Source organism: Streptomyces sp. NPDC030021, from assembly GCF_055574035.1.
Window position 1 is genome coordinate 46119 of the sequence record NZ_JBVIAH010000015.1, and the last position, 20468, is coordinate 66586.

The window sequence follows — 20468 nt, forward strand, 5'->3', positions numbered from 1 at the left end:
GCGCGTTCGCCCAGGGGGCGTCTTGTGGGGTAGAGCGTGGCCAGGCGAATGGACCAAAAAAAACCCCCCCCCCCCCCCCCCCCCCCCCCCCCCCCCCCGTCTTCCCCCCCCCCCCCCCCCCCCCCCCCCCCCCCCCCCCCGGCCGCCATGGCATCGCACGGCACGCACCAGGCACCACGCACCGCAGCACGAACCGAAAGGAACGCCCATGGCACGGATGCCCTCGGCCGAGCGGCGCCGGCAGCTGACCGAGGCCGCCATCCGCGCGATGACCCGCGACGGCGTCGCCGCGACGACGACCAGGTCGATCGCCGCCGAGGCGGGCGTGTCCCTGAGCGTCTTCCACTACTGCTTCGAATCCAAGCAGGCCCTGCTCGAATCCGTCATCGCGGCGATCACCGACCACAGCGTCACCCTGGTGAGGGAGGCGATCCAGCCGAAGGCCACCCTTCGGGAGACCGTCCGGGCGGGCTTCCAGGCGTACTGGGACCATGTGTCCGCCCACCCGGGCGAACACATGCTCACCTACGAACTCACCCAGTACGCCCTGCGCCGGCCGGACTTCGAACACCTGGCGCGGCGGCAGTACGAGCGGTACTGCGCCACCTACACCGAACTGATCGAGCAGCTCCGGCACCACATGGCCTTCGAACTCCGCGTGCCCGTGAGCGTGCTGGCCCGCTATCTGGCCGCCATGACCGACGGGCTGACGCTGAACCATCTCGCTCTGGGCGACGACAGGATCTCGGCGGACATCCTCGACATGATCACCGACCACGTCGCGGGCCTCGTCGGCGACGACGGTCCGAAGGAGACGGCGATCTAGAGCTCGGCGCGTACGTGCCGGGCCGCTTCGACCAGGTTCTCCAGGGAGGCCCGGGTCTCCGGCCAGCCCCGGGTCTTCAGGCCGCAGTCGGGATTGACCCACAGCCGCTCCGCCGGGATGGCCCCCAGTCCCTTGCGCAGCAGAGCCGTCGCCTCGGCCACGGAGGGGATCCGCGGCGAGTGGATGTCCCAGACCCCGGGGCCGACCTCGCGCGGGTAGCCGGCGCCCGCCAGTTCACCGGCGACCTGCATGTGGGAACGGGCCGCCTCCAGGCTGATGACGTCGGCGTCGAGATCCTCGATGGCCTCCACGATGTCGCCGAACTCGGCGTAGCACATGTGCGTGTGGATCTGGGTGTCCGGGCGGACTCCGCCGGTGGTGAGCCGGAAGGACTCCGTGGCCCAGGCGAGGTAGGCGGCGTGGTCGGCGGCCCGCAGCGGGAGGGTCTCGCGCAGGGCGGGCTCGTCGACCTGGATGACCGGGGTGCCGGCCGCCTCCAGGTCGCCCACCTCGTCGCGCAGGGCGAGCGCCACCTGGCGGGCGGTGTCGCCGAGGGGCTGGTCGTCGCGGACGAAGGACCAGGCGAGCATGGTGACGGGGCCGGTCAGCATGCCCTTGACCGGCTTGGACGTCTGCGACTGGGCGTACGTGGTCCAGCGCACGGTCATCGGGTCGGGGCGGGAGATGTCACCGGCCAGGACGGGCGGGCGGACGTAGCGGGTGCCGTAGGACTGGACCCAGCCGTGCTGGGTGGCCAGGTACCCGGTGAGCTGCTCGGCGAAGTACTGGACCATGTCGTTGCGTTCGGGCTCGCCGTGCACGAGGACGTCGATGCCGGCCTTCTCCTGGAAGGCCAGGACCTCCCGGATCTCGGTCCGGATGCGGTCCTCGTAGCCGGCGGTGTCGATGCGCCCGGCCCGCAGGTCGGCGCGGGCCGTGCGCAGTTCGGTGGTCTGCGGGAACGATCCGATCGTGGTCGTCGGAAGCAGCGGGAGACCCAGGTGCGCCCGCTGGGCGGCGGCCCGCTCCGCGTACGGCCGGCCGCGCCGCCCGTCCGCGTCGGTGACGGCGGCGGTGCGGGCCCGGACCGCCGGATCGTGGGTGAGGGCGGAGCCGGCGCGGGAGGCCAGGTAGGCCCGGTTGGCGACGAGTTCGGCGGCGATGGCGTCCGTGCCGCGCGCCAGGCCCCGGGCGAGGGTGGCGACCTCCGCGGTCTTCTGGCGGGCGAAGGCGAGCCAGCGCCGGACCTGCGGGTCGATGTCCCGTTCGGCGGTGGCGTCCAGCGGCACGTGGAGCAGGGAGCAGGAGGTGGCCACGTCCACCCGGCCGGCGAGCCCCAGGAGGGTTCCGAGGGTGGCGAGGGACTTCTCGTAGTCGTTGATCCAGATGTTGCGGCCGCTCACGACACCGGCGACGAGGCGCTTGCCGGGCAGGCCCCCGACGGCGGCGAGGTCGTCGAGGTTCGCGGCCGCGGCCTCGGTGAAGTCCAGGGCGAGCCCTTCGACGGGTGCCTTGGCCAGCACGGGCAGGGCTTCGCCGAGCCGGTCGAAGTAGGAGGCGACGAGCAGCTTGGGCCGGTCGGTCAGGCCGCCGAGTTCCCGGTACGCGCGGGCGGTGGCGTTCAGCTCGGCCGGGGTGCGGTCCTGCACCAGGGCGGGCTCGTCCAGTTGCACCCACTCGGCTCCGGCGGCGCGCAGGTCGGCCAGGACCTGGGCGTAGACGGGCAGGAGCCGGTCGAGCAGGGCCAGCGGATCGAAGCCGGCGGCGACGCCGGGGGCGGGCTTGGCCAGCAGCAGGTAGGTGACGGGGCCGACCAGGACCGGGCGGGCGGTGTGGCCCAGCCGGAGCGCTTCCCCCAGCTGGGCGACCTGCTGGGTGGAGTCGGCGGTGAAGACGGTGTCGGAGCCGAGTTCCGGCACCAGGTAGTGGTAGTTGGTGTCGAACCACTTGGTCATCTCCAGCGGCGCCACGTCCTGCGTACCGCGCGCCATCGCGAAGTACCCGTCGAGCGGGTCGGCCGCGACGGCGGCGCGGTGCCGTTCGGGGACGGCACCGACCATCACGCTGGTGTCCAGCACGTGGTCGTAGTACGAGAAGTCACCGGTCGGCACCTCGGTGATGCCGGCGTCGGCCAGCTGCTGCCAGTTGGTGCGGCGCAGGTCGCGGGCGGTCTCCCGGAGGGCGTCGGCGGTGACGCGGCCCTTCCAGTAGCCCTCGACGGACTTCTTCAGTTCGCGGTTCTGGCCCTGGCGGGGGTAGCCGTACACGGTGGCCACGGTGGGCCGTCCTGCGGCGGCGGGGGTCGTGCGGGTCACGGAACTCTCCTTCGCGAGCGTTCTCCTGTGGACCCGGTGAGGGGCCGAGGGCGCGAAGGGATGACGAACCGGGCGGATCCCGACCGGGTACGGGTACGTGCAGCTGCACGCGTCCGCGGTCGTCCGCCTGACATGTCGCCGACCCGCCCACGAGGTCACCGGGATTTCCGTGCGCGATCGGTCGCGTACGGGCAACGGGCAGGTCTTCGGACTCGCGGGCACGTCTCGTCGTACGGATGCCGTACGAGACTCCTACTGGCCGTCGCTTCCCAGGCCCGTCCGGGCCCAGTGCGTATGACGGCGGTCGTTCCCGCTCACCGCTGCGGGGCAGTCCCGGATTCCCACCGGGTTCCCTCTTACGACGCATCCCGCCTGGCGGACGGGGCGAACCAGCTGCCCGGCCAGAGTAGTCGGCGTTCCCCGCCGGCGCGCGGAGTTGTCCGGCATCCGGATGGCGGGGTGAGACCCATGAGGGTCAAAATCCAGCCATTGAGTGAATTGCATCACTGAGGCGCGAGTTGTGTCCCTCTTGTCCGTTTACCGGATCGAACTGCCCGGTCAGCGCAGTACGTTGCAGCTCTCTGCATCGAGATCGCTCGATGACCACCGGAAGACCGAGGAAGTATGGGTTCCCCGATGAGCGCCCGGCCCAGGGCTGCCCTCGTCGTACGCGCCGCCCTGGTGTCCGTGCTGGCCTGGGGCGGCCTCACCGCGTGTGCCGCCGACGAGGAGAAGCTGCAGTACGCGACCGATTACGCGGGCCACGAACCGCTGGGCGTGGTCGGGTACCCCACCTCCGAGTCCCTCCGGATCACCCAGAAGCTGATCTGGCGGCTCGCCGACGGCAAGGCCGAGGAGGTGGAGGCGCTCGCCGCCGAGCCCGATGACGCGAAGGGGGACGTCGAGCGGACCGCCCGGAACTGGATCCGGGCCTTCCACGAGGGGGCCAAAGGGAAGGTGACCGCGGAGTTCTACGACGAGGGGTCCGTGCGGCAGCTCGTCGTCGTGTACTTCCACGACACGGGCCAGACCAAGTCGTTCGTGGTGCGCCTCACCGGCAGCACCGGAGAGAACGGCTGGCGCGTGTCCATGCGGGAGCCGGATCCGAAGCAGGCCTCGGCGGTCCCCGACTGGGTTCCCAGGACACCCGGGGGCCTCGGCTCGAAGACGACGCGATGACCCGGTCCGGCCGCCTCGTCGCCAGGTGAAAGGCGCCGTCCCGCGGATCACTCCGCCGGACGGCGCCCTCGTCTCTCCGGGAACGGATGCGGTCGGATCAGGACCGGTCCAGCAGCGTGGTCAGGACCTCGTGGAGGACCGCTGCCGGATCCGCCACCGCCTGCGCCGAGCGCCAGGCCACGAAACCGTCCGGGCGGACGAGGATCGCACCCTCCTCGGTCGTGCCGTGCACCTCGGTCCAGTCGCCGCCGTTCGCCGGGATCAGGTCGGCCTCCGGGCCGGTACCGATCGCGTACACGTCCAGGGGCAGGCCGAGCTCTTCGGCGACGGACCGCCCCGCGGCACGCCACGTCGTGCCCTCGGAGCACAGCAGGACGAAGGAACGCTCGTAGAGGTCCACGGTGGACTTCGGCTCCGGATCCCCCGGACCGCACAGCCACATGTGCGGTGCGCGGCTGCCCGGATCGCCGCAGAGCCGCATCCGGTCGGGTACGACGGGCCGGTCCGGGTCGGCTCCCAGCACCGCGCCCCGGTTGTAGCGGTAGCCCATGGCCACGGAGAGGACCCCGCCCTGCCGGCCGCCGCCACCGCCCGGCGCGGAGTCCGGCCCGGCCGCGGACGCGGCCCCGGAGGTGGACGCGGGCTCGGAGGCGGACCCGGGCTCGGGGTCGGGCTCGTACCCCGGGTGGCTGTGCTCCGCCGAACGCGCCGAGGCGCGCTCGCTCGTCGCCCGGGCCACCGGCAACCGCTCGGCCTCGTAGGTCTGCAGCAGCCCCGGCCCGGCCGAACCGTCCAGCACCGCGGCGAGCTTCCAGGCGATGTTGTGGGCGTCCTGGATGCCGGTGTTCGAGCCGAACGCCCCGGTGGGGGACATCTCGTGGGCGGAGTCACCGGCCAGGAAGACCCGGCCGACCGCGTACCGCTCGGCGACCCGCTCGGCGGCGTGCCACGGGGCCTTCCCGGTGACCTCGACGTCCAGGTCGGGGGCGCCGACGGCCCGGCGGATGTGCTCCACGCAGCGCTCGTCGGTGAAGTCCTCCAGCGTCTCCCCCCGGTCCGGGTGCCAGGGCGCGTGGAAGACCCACCGCTCGCCGTTGTCGACCGGCAGCAGGGCCCCGTCGGCATCGGGCTTGGTCAGGTAGCACACGATGAATCGCCGGTCGCCGACCACGTGGGGCAGCATCTGGGACCGGAAGGTGATGCTCACGTTGTGGAACAGGTCCCCGGAGCCGCTCTGGCCGATCCGGAGCGCCTCCCGCACGGGGCTGCGCGGCCCGTCGGCGGCGACGAGGTAGTCCGCGCGCACCGTGCTGTGCTCCCCGGTCTCCCGGTTCTTCACGATCGCGGTGACCCCGCCCGGGTCCTGGTCGAAGGAGAGGAGTTCGGTGGAGAACCGCAGGTCGGCTCCGAGTGAGGGGGTCACGGACATCAGGACCGGCTCGATGTCGTTCTGGCTGCACAGGCACCATGCCGCCGGACTGAAGCGCGCGAGCGCGCCGCCCGGGTCGATTTCCTGGAAGAGCCACTCCTGGTCGTCACCGGTCAGCGAGCCGCCCTGCATGATGCCGTGGTTGTCCGCCAGGACCGAGGCGGCCTCGCGGATCTGGTCCTCGACACGGGCGACCCGGAACAGTTCCATCGTCCGCACGTTGATACCGCGTCCGCGTGGGTGCATCGAGGTACCCGCATGCTTCTCGACCACCATGTGTCTGATGCCATGCCGGCCGAGGAAGAGCGAGGTGCACAGACCCACCAGCGAGCCGCCCACGATGAGGACCGGGACGTGGTGGTCGACGTTTTCCTTCATGGGTCTTCCATGCCCTGTACGAGCCCGGTTCCCTCGCTCGTTCACCCGCTTGGTTCTCTCCTCTCGCGCCGCAGGGATTACGGGACAACGATCGGTTCGGGTGGCGCCGCCCCGTGGCGACCGTGTGGTCTCGAAGGAGTGTGAACGATGACAACCTTGTCGGAACGGATATCCCAGTCCGCCTTCGACGGCTCGAGGCTTCGGGTCGTGCTGCTGCTGGATCTGTACGACGGTGCGCAGAATCAGTTCCTGGAGGTGTACGAACGCCTCCGCAAGCAGGTGTCCTCCGTCCCCGGACACATCAGCGACGAGTTGTGCCAGTCGATCGAGAATCCGTCGCAGTGGCTCATCACCAGCGAATGGGAGAGCGCACCGCGGTTCTTGGCCTGGGTCAACAGCGAGGAACACGTCGCGTCGGTGCAGCCGCTCCACGGCTGCGTACGGGACACCCGCTCGCTGCGTTTCAGCGTGCTGCACGTGACCGGCAAGGGGTCGGGCCCCCGCTCCCTCTCCCCCACCGGCCCGCCCTCCGCCGCCTCTTCACCGGAGGCCGCGGACCCGGCCCGGGGCAGCCTCCAGGTCGCTCCGCGGCGCGGTGACGGCGTGGTCCGCCACGCGCTCACCTTCACCGTGAAGCCCGGCAGCGAGCCGGTGGTGGCGGAGCTCCTGGCCGGGTACACCTCCCCGCAGGCCCAGGTCGACGAGAGCACCCGGCTGCGCCGCACCTCGCTGTTCATGCACGGCAACCGTGTCGTGCGGGCGGTCGAGGTCGAGGGCGACCTCCTCGCGGCCCTGCGCCACGTGTCCCAGCAGCCCGAGGTACGGGCGCTGGAGGAGGCCATCAACCCGTACCTGGAGCAGGACCGGGATCTCAGCGACCCCGGATCGGCCCGGATGTTCTTCACCCGTGCGGCGCTCCCTGCGGTGCACCATGTGGCGGCCGGCGGCCGCGAGCCCGCGGACGTCAGGCGGCACGCCCTCTTCTACCCCGCGAAGGACGGGTGCGGCATGGCGCTCGCCCGGCTGCTCGCCGGGCAGGACGAGGCGGCCGTGGACGACCCGACGAGCCCCATCGAGGGCAGCACCGTCTTCCAGCGCGACGACATCGTCGTGCGCCTCCTCGACCTGCGCGGCCCGCTCGACGCGCGCCCCGCACTGGCCCTCGGCGTCGAGGGCGGCCACAAGGCGGCCGTGCTCGCCCGGCTGCTCGACAGCGCCAAGGACGGCGTCCCCACCACCGACCAGGAGATCTCACGCTTCCTCGCGCGCTCTGAAATGCGCCTGATCACCGACCGGCGTGCGCCGGTCCAAGCCTGAGGAGTTGTCCGTCATGACCGCTCGACTGACCATGGAAGAACTGGCCGCCCTGATGAAGAAGGGGGCCGGCGTCACCGTCGACCCCGCGGCCATGGCGAGCCGCCCCGACTCGGGCTTCGACGAGTGGGGGCTCGACTCCCTGGGACTCCTCGGCATCGTCGGTGAGCTGGAGAACCGGCACAGCAAGCCGCTGCCCGCCGACGCGGACCGGTGCAAGTCGCCGCGCGAGTTCCTCGACCTCGTCAACAACGCCCTGGCGGCCTGACGCCGACGCCCGGGACACCGGGAACGCCCTCGAGACCGGCTTCGTGCCGGTCTCGAGGCGTGCGGTCCTATGCCGGCCGGCGTCACCCGGGCACGGTGCACTCGAACGCGTGCAGGTACGCGTTGACCGGCCGGATCTCGCCGATCACCAGTCCGGCGTCCTCCATTCGGGCGCAGAGGCTGGCCTTGGTGTGCTTCGCGCCGCCGACGTTGAGCAGCAGCAGCAGGTCCATGGCCGTGGTGAACTTCATCGACGGGGTGTCGTCGACCAGGTTCTCGATGATGACGACCCTGGATCCGGGGCGGGCCGCCTCGACGACGTTGCGCAGGGTCCTGCGGGTGCTGTCGTCGTCCCACTCCAGGATGTTCTTGATGATGTACATGTCGGCGTCGACGGGGATGGTCTCACGGCAGTCCCCGGGGACGATGTCGGCCCGTGCGGCGAGCGGACCGTCATCCCGCAGCCGCGGATCCGCCTTCGCCGCCACCCCCGGCAGGTCGAGCAGGACGCCTCGTACGGCCGGGTGTTTCTCCAGCAGGCTCGCCAGTACGTGTCCCTGGCCGCCGCCGATGTCCGCGACGACCGAGATCCCGGTGAGGTCGAGGAGCCCCGCGACGTCCAGCGCCGACTGCATGCTGGAGGTGGTCATGGCCCGGTTGAACACGTGGGCCGACTCGTGCGCGTCCTGGTGCAGGTAGTCGAAGAACCCCTTGCCGTACAGCTCGTGGAAGACGCTGCCGCCGGACCGGACGGCGTCGTCGAGCCGCGGCCAGGCCTGCCAGGTCCAGGGCTCCGTGCACCACAGGGCGATGTAGCGCAGGCTGTGCGGGTCGTCCTCGCGCAGCAGCCGCGACATCTCCGTGTGGACGAACTTCCCGTCCTCCGTCTCCGCGAAGATCCCGTAGCAGGCCAGGGCGCGGAGCAGCCGTTGCAGGGGCAGCGGCTCGGAGTCGACCGCCACCGCGAGTTCGGCGGCGGTGGCGGGCGACTCCCCGAGGGCGTCGGCCACCGCGAGGCGGGCCGCGGCCCGTACGGCGGCGGCGCAGGCCGCGCCGAAGGCGAGCTCCCGCAGGCGCATGGCCGGCTGGGGGGTGTGCTGGGGGGACGGGATCGGGGTCGGGGTGGGACTTACCGTGGTCATGAGGCCTCGATTCTGCTGATCAGGGGGGTCACGCGTCAGCACATCCCGGCCGGTACGGAGGATGCGCACCGGTTGTTGACGAACTGGTTGCCCGTGCCGGTCCCCTGGTTGGCCAGGTCCGCCGGCTTGTTGTCACGCACCACGTTGTCCCGGATGACGTTGTCGGTGTTCGTCGCGCCCACGAAGCTCTTGAACAGCAGGATTCCGCCCGACAGCGGGGAGGCTCCGACGTTGCCGCGGATGTCGTTCGAACGCACGACCGTTTCCTCGGCCCCGGTGAGGACGATGCCGACGCCCTGGATGTCGGGGAGGCGGGTGTTGCCCTTGCAGAACTTGTTGTTCTCGTGGATCCGGTTGTTGCGGATGGTCATGTCCCCGGCGCCGGGCTCGCCCTCGTCGCCGACGACGAAGATGCCGCCGCAGTTGCCGGTGAGGGTGTTGCCGTAGACGGAGAGGTTCCGGACGCGCCGGACGGTGACGCCGATCCGGTTGCCGGTCAGCGTGTTCCTGCGGACCACGGCGCCCAGGGTGTCGGTGGCGCCGCCCTCCCGGTCGACGGTGTTGGCGATGAAGAGGCCCGACTCGACGTTGTCGCGGGCGGTGTTGTCGCGGAAGAGCCCGCGGGTGGAACGCTCCTGGGCGATGCCCCAGGTGCCGTTCTTCTCGGCGATCACCCGCTGGACGCTCAGCCGGTCGGTGTAGGAGGCCCAGATGCCGTTGCGCTTGAAGCCCGAGACGGTGAGCGACCGGATGTCCACGTCGACGACGGGCTGCTCCGCCGTCCCCATGACGCAGATTCCGGTGTCGGCCTGCGAGCAGGCGAGCGCCCGGCCGGCCGGCGCCGTCACCGCGGTCGGCGCCGTGGCCGCTCCGGGTGCCACCGGCACCCCCGACGCGCCGGAGGCCGGCGGCGCCACGGGGGCGACCGGCGTGACCGGCGTGGCAGCCGTGACCGGCGGCTTGATCACCGTGCGGGCACCGAAGCCGCGCAGGGTCAGCCGCTTGGTGATCAGCACGTTCTCGTAGTAGGTGCCGGGCATCACGGTGATGGTGTCGCCCGGCCTGGCGTAGTTCACCGCGTCCTGGATCGAGTCGCCCGGTTGCACTCTGCGTCCGGCTTCGGCGGCGGCGGTCGGCGCGAGCACGCCGAGACCTGCTGCCATGACGACTGCGATGCACGTGAGGGACTTGATTTGTCGGTTCGTCACGATTCTGAAGTTATGGGCGATTACGACCTATTGCCACACCGCATGGGCGGATGGATACATCCTGTGGGCAAACGGCCGCATTTTGCCGTCCGGAGGAGTGGATAGTCGTACTCCGGGAGACGGCCGAACGGGGTGACGCCCGATCAGCTACGGCCCTACGGCGTGTCGCCCGGCCCGGGACGGCCCCGGAGGCGCGTCACACGGCGGCGAGACTCGCCGCTCCGAAGGAGACGTCGAAGCGGTCGCACCAGATGGTGACGCTGGTGAACTCGGCGACGTTCACGTCGGCGGGCACCGGGTAGTTCTGGTCCCCCTTGTTGCCCTTGAGCTTGCCGAGGCTCACGTGCTTGCCGTCGTCGAAGACGCGCCAGCCCGCCACGCCCTCCTTCACCGGGGCGTCGGTCAGCCACACCCGCAGGTCCGGGCCGTTGCTGGTGTCCAGGTTCGCCAGCCGCAGCGTGTGGGACCCGTCGGGGAGCCGGATGAGCTCCACCGCGCCGGTGGTGCTGTGCTCGTGGCTGATGAGCGTCCCGCGGGCCACGGTCACCGGGGAGGCCGGGGCACCCGGTACCGCCGCGGGCGCGCCCGGCCCCGACGGCAAGGCGGCGGCCGGGAGCGCCTCGCGGACGGTCTCGTCCTGCCACAGCTTCCACGGCTGCAGCCAGTACAGCGCCACCGCCAGCGCCACCGCCGCCGCGATCGATGCCCCGCCCCACAGCCGTCCGCGCCTGGTCCGTGTCACTGCCGTTCCCTCTTCTCCGCCTTTGCCGGTCACTGCCTACGGATTCAACGCGGCCGGGCCGCCGTGCGCCATGCCCGCACCGATGACGAAAGTCTTACGCCGCCCGCCCGGCCGTTGCCCGCCGCTCTGCGGCCGGGCCGGTGGCAGGGGGTTTCCCGGGCACTGCCGCGTTGGGCGACGGGCAACCCGTCGACCCCGGTGCGGGCCGGGGGCAAGGCTGAAGCCGTCAGCACGAGGCCAGCACCACAAGGGGAAATCATGCGCAAGATGTTCCGCGGCGCCGCCGCGCTCGCCACCTCCGTCGTCGCCGTGATCGCGCTCAGCGGTACGGTCGAGGCCAAGCCGGCCGACGCGTGGGCCGGATGCCCGGACGGGGCGGTCTGCATCTACCCTCAGAACCAGGACCCCGCCGTCAAGCCGACGCACGTCTTCTACGCCTACGGGGCGCACAATCTGAGCAATCAGTTCGGGAACCACTGGGTGCTCAACAACCAGTACGGCGGTGCGACCGCAAATCTGTGCACGGGCTCCGGAGGCTCGGGCTGCGGCAGCCCCATCGCCGCCAAGACCGGTGTCTACGCCGACCTCACGCCCGTCAACTCGGTCCGGCTCAACCCGTAGCGACGCCCCCTCCGGGGCGGCGTGCGGAGCCGCACGCCAGGCGGCTCCGCACGCTCGTGTTCCGGTCATACCGGTTCGAAAAGGCGGCCGTCCGCCCCACCCCCGCTGTAGCCTGGGCGCTCCCGTACCGCTGCCTGGGCGCGCACTGCCATGGGGGATGTCTTGGGGGATCCGGACCGCCGGCCAGAGACCGACCGCCCGCACGGGTCCGACGAGGCCGCGATGCCCTTTCCCGCACAGCTGAGACGTCTGCGGGTGCAACGTGGCCTGTCCCTCGCGGACCTCGCCCGGCAGACCCATTACAGCAAGGGCTATCTGAGCAAGATCGAGACCGGATCGAAGCGCGTCACCGTCGACGTCGCGCGACGCTGCGACGACGTACTGCGGGCCGGGGGTGAACTGGTGCGGATGGTCCGGGAAACGGGGCCGCGCGGCGACGGCGGGGCCGACGGCAGTGGCGGCGGCGACGCCGGTCCGCAGGCCGACGGCGAGTGCCCCTACCGGGGCCTGCCGGCCTTCACCGCGCGGGAGGCCCGCTGGTTCTTCGGCCGGGAGCGGGCGACGGCGCAACTGATCGAGCGGGTCTTCGAACGGATCGGCGACGGGCCGCTGATGCTGCTCGCCCCGTCGGGCGCGGGCAAGTCCTCCCTGCTGAACGCCGGTCTCGTGCCGGCGCTGCGCGGGGGCGGCTTCCCGATGGCGGGCTCCGACACCTGGCCGGTGCTGCGGTTCACGCCCACCGCGCACCCGCTGGAGGAACTGCTGGACTGCGCCGCGAAAGCCCTGGGCGGCGATCCCGGCGTCACCGTGGGCGAGGTCCGGGACCGGCCGCACGCGCTGCTCGAAGCCGTCCGGCGGCGCTCGGGGCCTCCCCCGGCGGACGGCCCGGACCGGACGCCGCCGCCCCCGCGTCCGGTGCTGCTCGTCGACCAGTTCGAGGAGCTGTTCACGCTGTGCTCCGACGAGGACGAGCGGCGCGCGTTCGTCCGGGTGCTGTGCGCTCTGGCGGCCGCGCGTCCCGAGCCGGACGGCCTCGAACCGGACGGCCTCGGAGCAGAGGGGTTCGGAGCAGAGGGGCTCGACCCCGCCGTCGTGGTGCTCGGCGTACGGGCCGACTTCTCCGGGAACTGCCTGGACCTGCCGGAGCTGGCCCCGGTCTTCACCCGGGGGCTGTTCGTCCTGCCCCCGATGTCCCTGGCGGAGCTGCGGGAATCGATCACCCGCCCGGCGGACCTCGCCGGTCTCACCCTCGAACCGGGCCTGTTCCCGCTGCTGATGAGCGATGCCGGACTGCGCGACGATCAGCCCGACCGGACTCCCTCCGGGGTGCTCCCCCTGGTCTCGCACGCCCTGCTGGCCACCTGGCGCCAGCGCGAGGGCGCCACCTTGACCGTCGACGGGTACGAGCGCACCGGCGGCATCCAGGGGGCGATCGCCCGCACCGCCGAGGAGGTGTTCACCAGCCTGTACCCGGCCGAGCAGAACACGCTCCGCCGCGTCCTGGTGCGGCTGGTGCACGTCGCCGACGGTACGGGCGCCACGCGCCGCCGGATGAGCCGGACCGCCCTGATGGAACAGCTGGCCGACGCGGGTCCCGCCGCGGCCGCGCTCGACACCTTCGTCCGGGCCCGCCTGATCACCATGGACAGCGACACCGTCGAGATCACCCACGAGGCCCTGCTGCACGCCTGGCCGCGGCTGCGCGGCTGGATCCGCGCCGACCGGGCCGGGCTGCTGGTCCACCAGCAACTGACCCACGCCGCCTCCGAATGGGAGCGCGAGGGCCGCGACCCGTCGGCGCTGCACCGCGGGACCCGGCTGGAGACCGCCCGGGCCTGGGCCGACGAGCACGACGGCAGGAGCCGGCTCGGCCCGCCGGAGGCCGCCTTCCTGCGGGCGAGCCAGGACGCGCAGGACAGCCGTGAGCAGCAGGCCGGGCGTCAGGTGCGGCTGCGGCAGTGGACGCTGGCCACGCTCGTGGTCCTGCTGGTCCTCGCGGTGGGTGCGGGCGGGCTCGCGTACCAGCAGCGCTCGGGCGCGCTGGGCCAGGAGCGCGCCGCCCGTTCGCGGGCGCTCGCCCTGCAGTCCGCGGCGCTGGCCGCTGGCCGGCCCGAGGCCTCGATGCTGCTCGCCGGGGAGGCGTACCGGACCTCGGCGACGAGCGAGGCCCGCGGGGCGCTGCTGAGCACCCAGTCCCAGCCGTTCGTCGCCCGTCTGGGCGGGCACGGCGGGCCGGTCAACGCGGTGGCCTTCGGCCCGGGCAACGGCCTGCTGGCGACGGCCGGTTCCGACGGGACGGTGCTCCTGAGACGGGTGGCCGACCGCCGGACGATCTCGGCCTTCACCATGCCCGGGCGGGTGCGCGCGGTGGCCTTCAGTCCCGACGGCTCGATGCTCGCGGCCACGTCGACGGACGGGCCGGCGCGGCTGTGGGACACCGCCGGCCGTGGCGCGGGGGCGCAGCTGCCGGCGAGTACGGCGGGCGCCCGGGCCGTCACCTTCTCGCCCGACGGGCGGAGCCTGGCCGTCGCCGGTGCCGACGGGACGATCGGGCTGTGGGACGCCGCCGGGGACCACCGCGCCCTCGCGTCCCTCACCGGCCACACCGGGCGGGTGAACGCCCTGGCGTACGCCGCCGACGGCCGGACGCTGGTGTCGGCCGGCGCCGACCGGACCGTACGGCTGTGGGACCCGGTGGAGGCAGGTCCCTCAGCCGTCCTCACCGGGCACACCGACGAGGTGCTGGGCGTGGCCTTCGCCCCGGACGGCCGTACGGTCGCCACGGGGGGCGTCGACCGCACGGTGCGGCTGTGGGACGTGGCCGGGCGCCGGACGACGGCCACGCTGACCGGGCACAGCGACGACGTCAACGCGGTCGCCTACACGCCGGACGGGACGACGGTCGTCAGCGCGGGCGGCGACGGTACGACCCGGCTGTGGGACGTGGCCGGGGGCCGGGCCACGGCCACGCTCGCCGGACACACCGACTACGTACTCGGGGTGGCCGTGGACAGCGGTGGCGCGATGCTGGCCACCGCCGGCTTCGACCAGTCGGTGGTGCTGTGGGACCTGCGGGGCGCGGTACTGGCCTCGCGGCCGTTCACGGAGGTCTGGCACGCCGCGTACAGCCCGGACGGGAAGTGGCTGGCCACCGCGGAGGCCGATCACGCGGTACGGCTGTGGGACGTCGCGGAGCGCCGGGTCCTGGCCACGTTCGCGGGGCACGGCGAGACGGTGTTCTCGGTGGCCTTCGCGCCCGACGGGCGGACCCTGGCCTCGGCCGGCTCCGACGGCACGATCCGGCTCTGGGACACCGCGGCGCGCGGCCGGTCCGCCGTGCTCGACGGCCCGGGCGGGACCGTGTTCGCGGTGGCCTTCTCCCCGGACGGGCGGACGCTGGCGTCGGCCGGTTCCGACGGCACCGTACGGCTGTGGGACGCGGCCGGGCGCCGCCAGCTCGCCGTCCTGACCGGGCACACGGACTTCGCCAACGATGTGGTGTTCAGCCCCGACGGGCGCACCCTGGCGAGCGCCGGGGACGATCTGACGGTTCGTCTGTGGGACGTGGCGGGGCGCCGCCCGCTCGCCGTCCTCACCGGCCACCGGGGCGCGGTGCGCGGTGTGGCCTTCAGCCCGGACGGGCGGACGCTGGCGAGCAGCGGCAACGACGGGACCGTACGGCTGTGGGACGCGCGGCGCCACCGCTTCCAGGCGGCGCTGGCCGGGCACACCGGCTCGGCGCGGGGCCTCGCCTTCTCCCCCGACGGCCGCACGCTCGCGAGCAGCGGCAACGACCGCACGGTCCGGCTGTGGGACGTGGCCGGGCGCCGGACGGTGGCCACGCTGTCCGGCCACGCGAACGCGGTGTGGGGCGTCGTCTTCGCCCCCGACGGGCGGACGGTGGCCAGCAGCAGTACGGACGGCACCGTTCGGCTGTGGGACCTGGACGTCGGGGCGCGGCTGGCGGCGGTCGACAGGCTGCGTACGGCCGGGTCCGCGGGGCGGGACGGGGGTCCGGCCCTCGGGGGCGCCGTGCCGGTCTGGCTCAGGCGTTCGCGATGACGAGCAGGGTGCGTGCCGCGGCCGGGCCCGACAGGCGGCAGCGGTGCGGGAGTTCGCCCCGGTGGTGGGCGCTCTGGCCCGCGCGCAGGGTCAGCGGGTCCTCGCCCTCGACCTCCAGGACGATTTCGCCCTCCAGGACGTAGAGGAAGTCCTCGCCGGGGTGTTCGAACCAGCCGCGCTCGCCCCGGCCGGGCTCGAAGTGGTGCTCGTAGGCCTCCATCACAGTGCTGCGCCCGCCGGGGATGAGCACCTGGGCGATCTGTCCCGCGGCCTCGTTCACGCGGATCACCTGGGGGTCGCTCTCGTGGCTGACGGCGCCGGGCCGGTCGGGCGGCCGCAGGAAGGTGCCCGGGGTGACGTCCAGGGCCTCGGCGATCCGGTAGATCGAGCTGAGGCTGGGCGTGGCGAGTCCGCGTTCCAGCTGGCTGAGGAAGGGCTGGGAGAGGCCTGAGCGGGTGGCGAGTACGGCCATGGAGACGCCGCGCTGCTTGCGGCAGCCGCGGATCACCCGTCCGACCTCGATCGCTTCGGGGGTGGGTTCTGGGCGAGACACGCAGGTGAACGTACCTCATCGGGTCCGGCGTGCCGGGGGGCCGCGGGAGGTTTCGCACTGCCGCAACACTCCCGACATAAGCGTGGTCAATTATTGACCTCACTTATCAACGCGTCGGAACGAACGCGCCGGAACGAACGAGGAGCCGCCCCGTGCACGCCACCCCCTCACCCCCCGGCCGGGGCCTCGCCGGACTCGGCCCGGCCCTGGGCGCGGCCGGCGTCGTACTCGCCCTCTGGTACCTCCTCGCCCACTCCGGCGGGGTCGCCCCGGGACTGCTGCCCACACCCGGCGAGACCGCGGCCGCCCTGGCGGACAGCGCCCGCAGCGGCACCCTGGCCGCCGACCTCGGCGCCAGCCTGGCCCGGGCCGGACAGGGCTTCGCCCTGGGCGCCGTCATCGGCAGCGCGCTCGGCTTCACCACCGGCTACCTGCCGAAGGTGTCTGCCGCCGTCACCCCGGTGATCTCCTTCCTGCGGCCGATCCCGGCCATCGCGCTGGTGCCGCTCGCGACCGCCTGGTTCGGCATCGGCGAGAGCGCCAAGCGCCTGCTCATCGCGTACGCCGTCCTCCTCGCCGTCTGGCTGTACGTCCACGACGGGGTGTCCCGGGTACCGGTCTCCCATCTGCGGGCGGCCCGGTCGCTGGGGGCCCCGCTGCACCGGCGGTTCACCGAGGTGCTGCTGCCCGCTGCCGCACCCGCCCTGCTCGCGGCGCTGCGCTACGGGGCCTCGGTGGCCCTGCTCGCGCTGGTGGCGGCCGAACTGGGCGGTGCGGACAGCGGACTGGCCTACCGGCTCCAGGTGGACGGCCAGTTCCTGCGGGTGGACCGGATGTTCGCGGGGCTGCTCGTACTCGGGCTGCTCGGGGTGGCCGTCGACCTCGTCCTGGCCGCCGTGGGGCGCCGGTTCGTGCACTGGAGCGCGTCATGAGCCTCGCGGTACGGCTGGAGGGGCTCTCGGCGGGCTACGGGGCCGGCGCGCCGGTGCTGGAGCACACCGGCCTGGAGTTCGCGGCGGGCTCGTTCACGGCGCTGCTCGGGCCCAGCGGATGCGGCAAGTCCACGGTCCTCAACACGGTGGCCGGCTTCGTACGGCCCATCGCCGGGCAGGTGACGGCGGGCGCGGAGCCGGTGCGCGGGCCTGGCCCGGAGCGGGGTGTGGTGTTCCAGCACTACGCGCTGTTCCCGTGGCGCACGGCCCGCGGCAACGTCGAGTTCGCCCTCAAGCGCCTCGGGCTGCCCCGTGCGGAGCGCCGCCGGCGCGCCCTGGCGGCGCTGGCCGAAGTGGGGCTCGCGGAGGGCGCGGAGAAGTACCCGGCCCAGCTGTCGGGCGGGATGCAGCAACGGGTGGCGCTGGCCCGGGCGCTGGCCGCCGAACCCGAAGTGCTGTTGATGGACGAGCCGTTCGGAGCGCTGGACGCGCTGACCCGGACCCGGATGCAGACCCTGCTGCGGGAGCTGTGGCAGCGCCGCGGCACCACCGTCCTGTTCGTCACGCACGACATCGACGAGGCGCTGGCGCTCGCCGGGCGCGTGATCGTCCTCGGCGGGAGTCCCGGGCGGGTGCTCGCCGACCACGCCGTGCCGGCCGGGCCGCCCGATCCCGACCTGCGCTCCCTGATCGCCCGCCACCTCGGTTCCGAATGATCCCGCTCGTGTCCACGGAAGGACTGTTCACCATGCCCAGACCCCGCGCGGTGGCCGCCGTACTGCTGGCCGCCCTGCTCTCCCCGCTCGCCACGGCCTGCGCCGGTTCCCCGCCGGGCTTGGCGGACGGCGGCCGTCCGGCCGTCACCCTCGCCGCGAGCGACCATCTCGGCGGCGCCCCCGTCTACGTGGCCGAGGAGCGCGACCTCTGGTCGGCCGAGGGCATCGAGGCCACCGTCACCACCCAGCCGACCGGCCGGGACGCGCTGAACGCCGTACTCGGCGGCCAGGCCCAGCTCGGCGTCGTCGGCGATCTGCCCGCCGTGACGGCTGCGCTGGGCGGGCGCGAGCTGCGGGTCGTCGCCGACCTGTCCCGGTTCTCCGACTGGCGCCTACTCACCCGGACCGACCGGCAGATCACCGGCTTCGCCGCACTGAAGGGCCGCAAGGTCGGAGTTCCGCAGGGCACGAACGTCGAGTACGCGCTGTCGCGGATGCTCGCCTCGGCGCAGCTGACCGCGGCGGACGTCACCGTGGTCAACCTCGCCCCGAACCAGGTCACTTCGGCCCTGGCCCGCGGTGACGTCGACGCCGGGGTCACCTTCCCCAGCTTCTACGACGCCGCGCGCACCGCCCTGGGCGGCTCCTACGCCGAGCTCCCCTTCGCGGGGTACACGGCCAGGACCCTCCTCGTCGCCGGACCCTCGGCGAACGAGGAGAGCACCACCGCGGTCCTGCGCACGCTGCTGCGCGCCCAGCGGGAGCTCGGCGCCGACCCGGCCGGGGCGCGCAAGGCCGTACTCGCCCAGTCCAAGGGCGTCCTCCAGGCCGCCTACGTCGACACCTACCAGCCGCGCTACACGTACGGCGCCACCCTCTCCCCCGAGTTGCTCACGCAGTTGGAGGAGGAGGCCGCCTGGGCCAAGGCCGCCCAGCACCTGCCCGGCGCCGCCGACCGCGCCGCACTGCTGCGGTACCTGAACGCCGGCCCCCTGACGGCCGTCGACCCGGCCGCCGTCACCGTCCGCTGAACCACGCACGCGCAAGCGCACCCACACGCACACGCACCCAGGAGAGATCCCATGACCGTCGACCAGAACACCCTGCGCCGCCGCGGCGTCGGCCTGATCGCCCACGACCCCGAGCGCAGCTACGGCGGCCTCACCCTCTACACACCGATCACCAGCGCCGGCGAGATCCACCTCGTCGACATCGAGGGCCGGCCGGTCCACACCTGGAACTCCCCGCACCCGCCCGGCCGCCAGGCGCAGATCCTGCCGAACGGGAACCTCTTCTACGCGGCCAAGGACACCGGCGGCCCGACCCTCTTCCCCATCTGGGACGTCTACCACGGCGGCATCTTCCAGGAGCTGGCCCCGGACTCGACGGTGATCCGCGAGGTCCGGCACCCCTTCCACCACCACGACGCCTCGCTCCTGCGCAACGGCAACCTGATCATCGGGGCCGTCGAGCCGCTGGCCCCGGCCGACGCGGCCCGGATCCGGGGCGGCATCCCCGGATCCGAGGCGCCCGGCGGGGTGATCTACGGGGACGTGGTGTACGAACTGACCTGGGACGGGGAGATCGTGTGGCGCTGGGCCGCCATCGAGCACCTGGACCCGGAGGAGGTGCCGCTGAACCCGCACTTCGCCCGCAACCACTGGCCGATGGCCAACACCGTCAACGAGAGCGCGGACGGATCGATTGTGGTGGGCTTCCGCAGCGCGTCCACCACCGTGTCGGTGGACCGCGCCGACGGATCCGTGCGGTGGCGCATCGGCCCGGACGTGCTGGCCCAGCAGCACCATCCGCACGAACTGCCCGGCGGTACCCTGCTGGTCTTCGACAACGGCACCTACCGCGACACCACTTCGGTGCCGTACTCGCGGGTGCTGGAGCTCGACCCGTCCACCGGCAAGGAGGTGTGGGCGTACGAGGACAACCCGCCGCAGAACTTCTTCAGCCCGTACATGTCCAGCGCCCAGCGCCTGCCGAACGGCAACACCTTCATCGCCGAAGGCTCCTTCGGACGGCTCTTCGAGGTGACCCCCGGCGGGGAGGTCGTGTGGGAGTTCGTGGTCCCGCAGTTCCGGTCCTTCGGGGAGGGCGTGGGCCTGGAGTCCTCGGCCGGCGCACAGAACTCGGTCTTCCGCGCCTACCGGTACGCTGCGGAGCAGATCCCCTGGCTGTGAGACACACCCTCACACCCCGTCAGCCCCACACACCCAGGGGCATTGCATGAAGCGGATTCGTCCGGTTCGCGTGCCCTATCCGTGACGTCATGTCATGTCTTGTTCTGGGGTCGGGAAGCAGTGCAGGCACGGCGTCGGTGATCATGTGGTTGTCGAGACCCATGAGAAACGAACGAGACCGTGCCTGCCCCTGCATCATCTCCCATGCCCGCCGCGCTGGAGCGTGCCGGTGGACGCCCGGATGACGCTGTACGCCCACGGCTTCCAGTACCACCCGCACAAAGTTGCGTCCCTTGCTCCAGTCCCTCGCCGACGTCGGCGAGGTGGACGTGGTGCGCACGTCCGACGGCGAGTCGGTCTACCGGCGCTGCGTGAGCAAGGAGCACCACCACCTGGTGTGCCGTGGCTGCGGCAAGGCGGTGGATGTCGGCGGCCCGGCCGTCGAGCGGTGGGCCGACGCGATCGCCGCGGAGCACGGCTTCGTCGACGTCGACCACGCCGTCGAGATCTTCGGTACCTGCGCCGCCGCGGGCTGAGCGCCATCGGGCTCGCGGCCGTGTTCCGGAAAATGACGTTCCGAGCCCCGCGCGGC

General features: G+C 72.7%; 16 protein-coding genes, 1 pseudogene and 1 riboswitch. Of the genes and pseudogenes, 11 read left to right on the plus strand and 6 right to left on the minus strand.

Going from position 1 to position 20468, the window contains the following annotated elements; genetic code table 11:
• Window positions 1-208 precede the first annotated feature (208 nt).
• Window positions 209-826, plus strand: a complete 618-nt coding sequence (locus ACZ4YL_RS27090) for a TetR/AcrR family transcriptional regulator (RefSeq protein WP_468120085.1) — start codon at window positions 209-211, stop codon at window positions 824-826.
• Here ACZ4YL_RS27090 and metE read toward each other — a convergent pair.
• Window positions 823-3141, minus strand: a complete 2319-nt coding sequence (gene metE, locus ACZ4YL_RS27095; protein WP_468120087.1) for a 5-methyltetrahydropteroyltriglutamate--homocysteine S-methyltransferase — start codon at window positions 3139-3141, stop codon at window positions 823-825. The genes ACZ4YL_RS27090 and metE overlap by 4 nt on opposite strands.
• A gap of 180 nt (window positions 3142-3321) precedes the next feature.
• A riboswitch (cobalamin riboswitch) is annotated at window positions 3322-3550 on the minus strand.
• A gap of 215 nt (window positions 3551-3765) precedes the next feature.
• Between metE and ACZ4YL_RS27100 the strand changes: the two genes are divergently transcribed.
• On the plus strand, window positions 3766-4320 hold the full coding sequence (locus ACZ4YL_RS27100; RefSeq protein ID WP_468120089.1) for a hypothetical protein: 555 nt from the start codon (window positions 3766-3768) through the stop codon (window positions 4318-4320).
• A gap of 97 nt (window positions 4321-4417) precedes the next feature.
• Here ACZ4YL_RS27100 and ACZ4YL_RS27105 read toward each other — a convergent pair whose 3' ends face one another.
• Window positions 4418-6172 (minus strand): FAD-dependent oxidoreductase, encoded by a 1755-nt coding sequence (locus tag ACZ4YL_RS27105; RefSeq protein WP_468120091.1) that lies wholly within the window; start codon window positions 6170-6172, stop codon window positions 4418-4420.
• Window positions 6173-6274: 102 nt separating this feature from the next.
• Between ACZ4YL_RS27105 and ACZ4YL_RS27110 the strand changes: the two genes are divergently transcribed.
• Together ACZ4YL_RS27110 and ACZ4YL_RS27115 are read left to right on the plus strand one after the other, a co-directional pair.
• Window positions 6275-7444 (plus strand): SchA/CurD-like domain-containing protein, encoded by a 1170-nt coding sequence (locus ACZ4YL_RS27110; protein ID WP_468120093.1) that lies wholly within the window; start codon window positions 6275-6277, stop codon window positions 7442-7444.
• A 13-nt stretch (window positions 7445-7457) separates the two neighbouring features.
• Window positions 7458-7709, plus strand: a complete 252-nt coding sequence (locus tag ACZ4YL_RS27115; protein ID WP_314251526.1) for an acyl carrier protein — start codon at window positions 7458-7460, stop codon at window positions 7707-7709.
• An 82-nt stretch (window positions 7710-7791) separates the two neighbouring features.
• Here ACZ4YL_RS27115 and ACZ4YL_RS27120 read toward each other — a convergent pair whose 3' ends face one another.
• From ACZ4YL_RS27120 to ACZ4YL_RS27130, 3 genes are all read right to left on the minus strand, one after another.
• Window positions 7792-8850 carry a methyltransferase gene (locus tag ACZ4YL_RS27120; RefSeq protein WP_468120095.1) on the minus strand — a complete coding sequence of 353 codons (1059 nt, stop codon included), beginning with the start codon at window positions 8848-8850 and terminating at the stop codon, window positions 7792-7794.
• Window positions 8851-8885: 35 nt separating this feature from the next.
• A complete protein-coding gene (locus ACZ4YL_RS27125) occupies window positions 8886-10013 on the minus strand; it encodes a right-handed parallel beta-helix repeat-containing protein (RefSeq protein WP_468120296.1) in 1128 nt (375 codons plus the stop codon).
• A gap of 241 nt (window positions 10014-10254) precedes the next feature.
• Window positions 10255-10800: a DM13 domain-containing protein gene (locus ACZ4YL_RS27130; protein WP_468120097.1), complete on the minus strand. Its 546-nt coding sequence runs from the start codon at window positions 10798-10800 to the stop codon at window positions 10255-10257.
• A 258-nt stretch (window positions 10801-11058) separates the two neighbouring features.
• Between ACZ4YL_RS27130 and ACZ4YL_RS27135 the strand changes: the two genes are divergently transcribed.
• On the plus strand, window positions 11059-11421 hold the full coding sequence (locus ACZ4YL_RS27135; RefSeq protein WP_468120099.1) for a hypothetical protein: 363 nt from the start codon (window positions 11059-11061) through the stop codon (window positions 11419-11421).
• A 150-nt stretch (window positions 11422-11571) separates the two neighbouring features.
• A complete protein-coding gene (locus tag ACZ4YL_RS27140; protein WP_468120101.1) occupies window positions 11572-15483 on the plus strand; it encodes an nSTAND1 domain-containing NTPase in 3912 nt (1303 codons plus the stop codon).
• Here the strand turns inward: ACZ4YL_RS27140 and ACZ4YL_RS27145 are convergent.
• Window positions 15467-16036, minus strand: a complete 570-nt coding sequence (locus ACZ4YL_RS27145; protein WP_351161803.1) for a helix-turn-helix domain-containing protein — start codon at window positions 16034-16036, stop codon at window positions 15467-15469. The two genes, ACZ4YL_RS27140 and ACZ4YL_RS27145, sit on opposite strands and share 17 nt — an antisense overlap.
• 152 nt (window positions 16037-16188) lie before the next feature.
• Between ACZ4YL_RS27145 and ACZ4YL_RS27150 the strand changes: the two genes are divergently transcribed.
• The 5 genes and pseudogenes from ACZ4YL_RS27150 to ACZ4YL_RS27170 form a co-directional block, all read left to right on the plus strand.
• On the plus strand, window positions 16189-16968 hold the full coding sequence (locus ACZ4YL_RS27150; protein WP_390173007.1) for an ABC transporter permease: 780 nt from the start codon (window positions 16189-16191) through the stop codon (window positions 16966-16968).
• Window positions 16965-17684 (plus strand): ABC transporter ATP-binding protein, encoded by a 720-nt coding sequence (locus ACZ4YL_RS27155; protein WP_468120103.1) that lies wholly within the window; start codon window positions 16965-16967, stop codon window positions 17682-17684. The genes ACZ4YL_RS27150 and ACZ4YL_RS27155 overlap by 4 nt, the downstream gene beginning before the upstream one ends.
• A gap of 32 nt (window positions 17685-17716) precedes the next feature.
• Window positions 17717-18715, plus strand: a complete 999-nt coding sequence (locus ACZ4YL_RS27160; protein ID WP_468120105.1) for an ABC transporter substrate-binding protein — start codon at window positions 17717-17719, stop codon at window positions 18713-18715.
• Window positions 18716-18766: 51 nt separating this feature from the next.
• Entirely contained in the window at window positions 18767-19876 is a 1110-nt protein-coding gene (locus ACZ4YL_RS27165) for an aryl-sulfate sulfotransferase (protein ID WP_468120107.1), read from the plus strand.
• Window positions 19877-20172: 296 nt separating this feature from the next.
• Window positions 20173-20412, plus strand: a pseudogene (locus ACZ4YL_RS27170) (Fur family transcriptional regulator); the annotation flags it as partial.
• Window positions 20413-20468 lie beyond the last annotated feature (56 nt).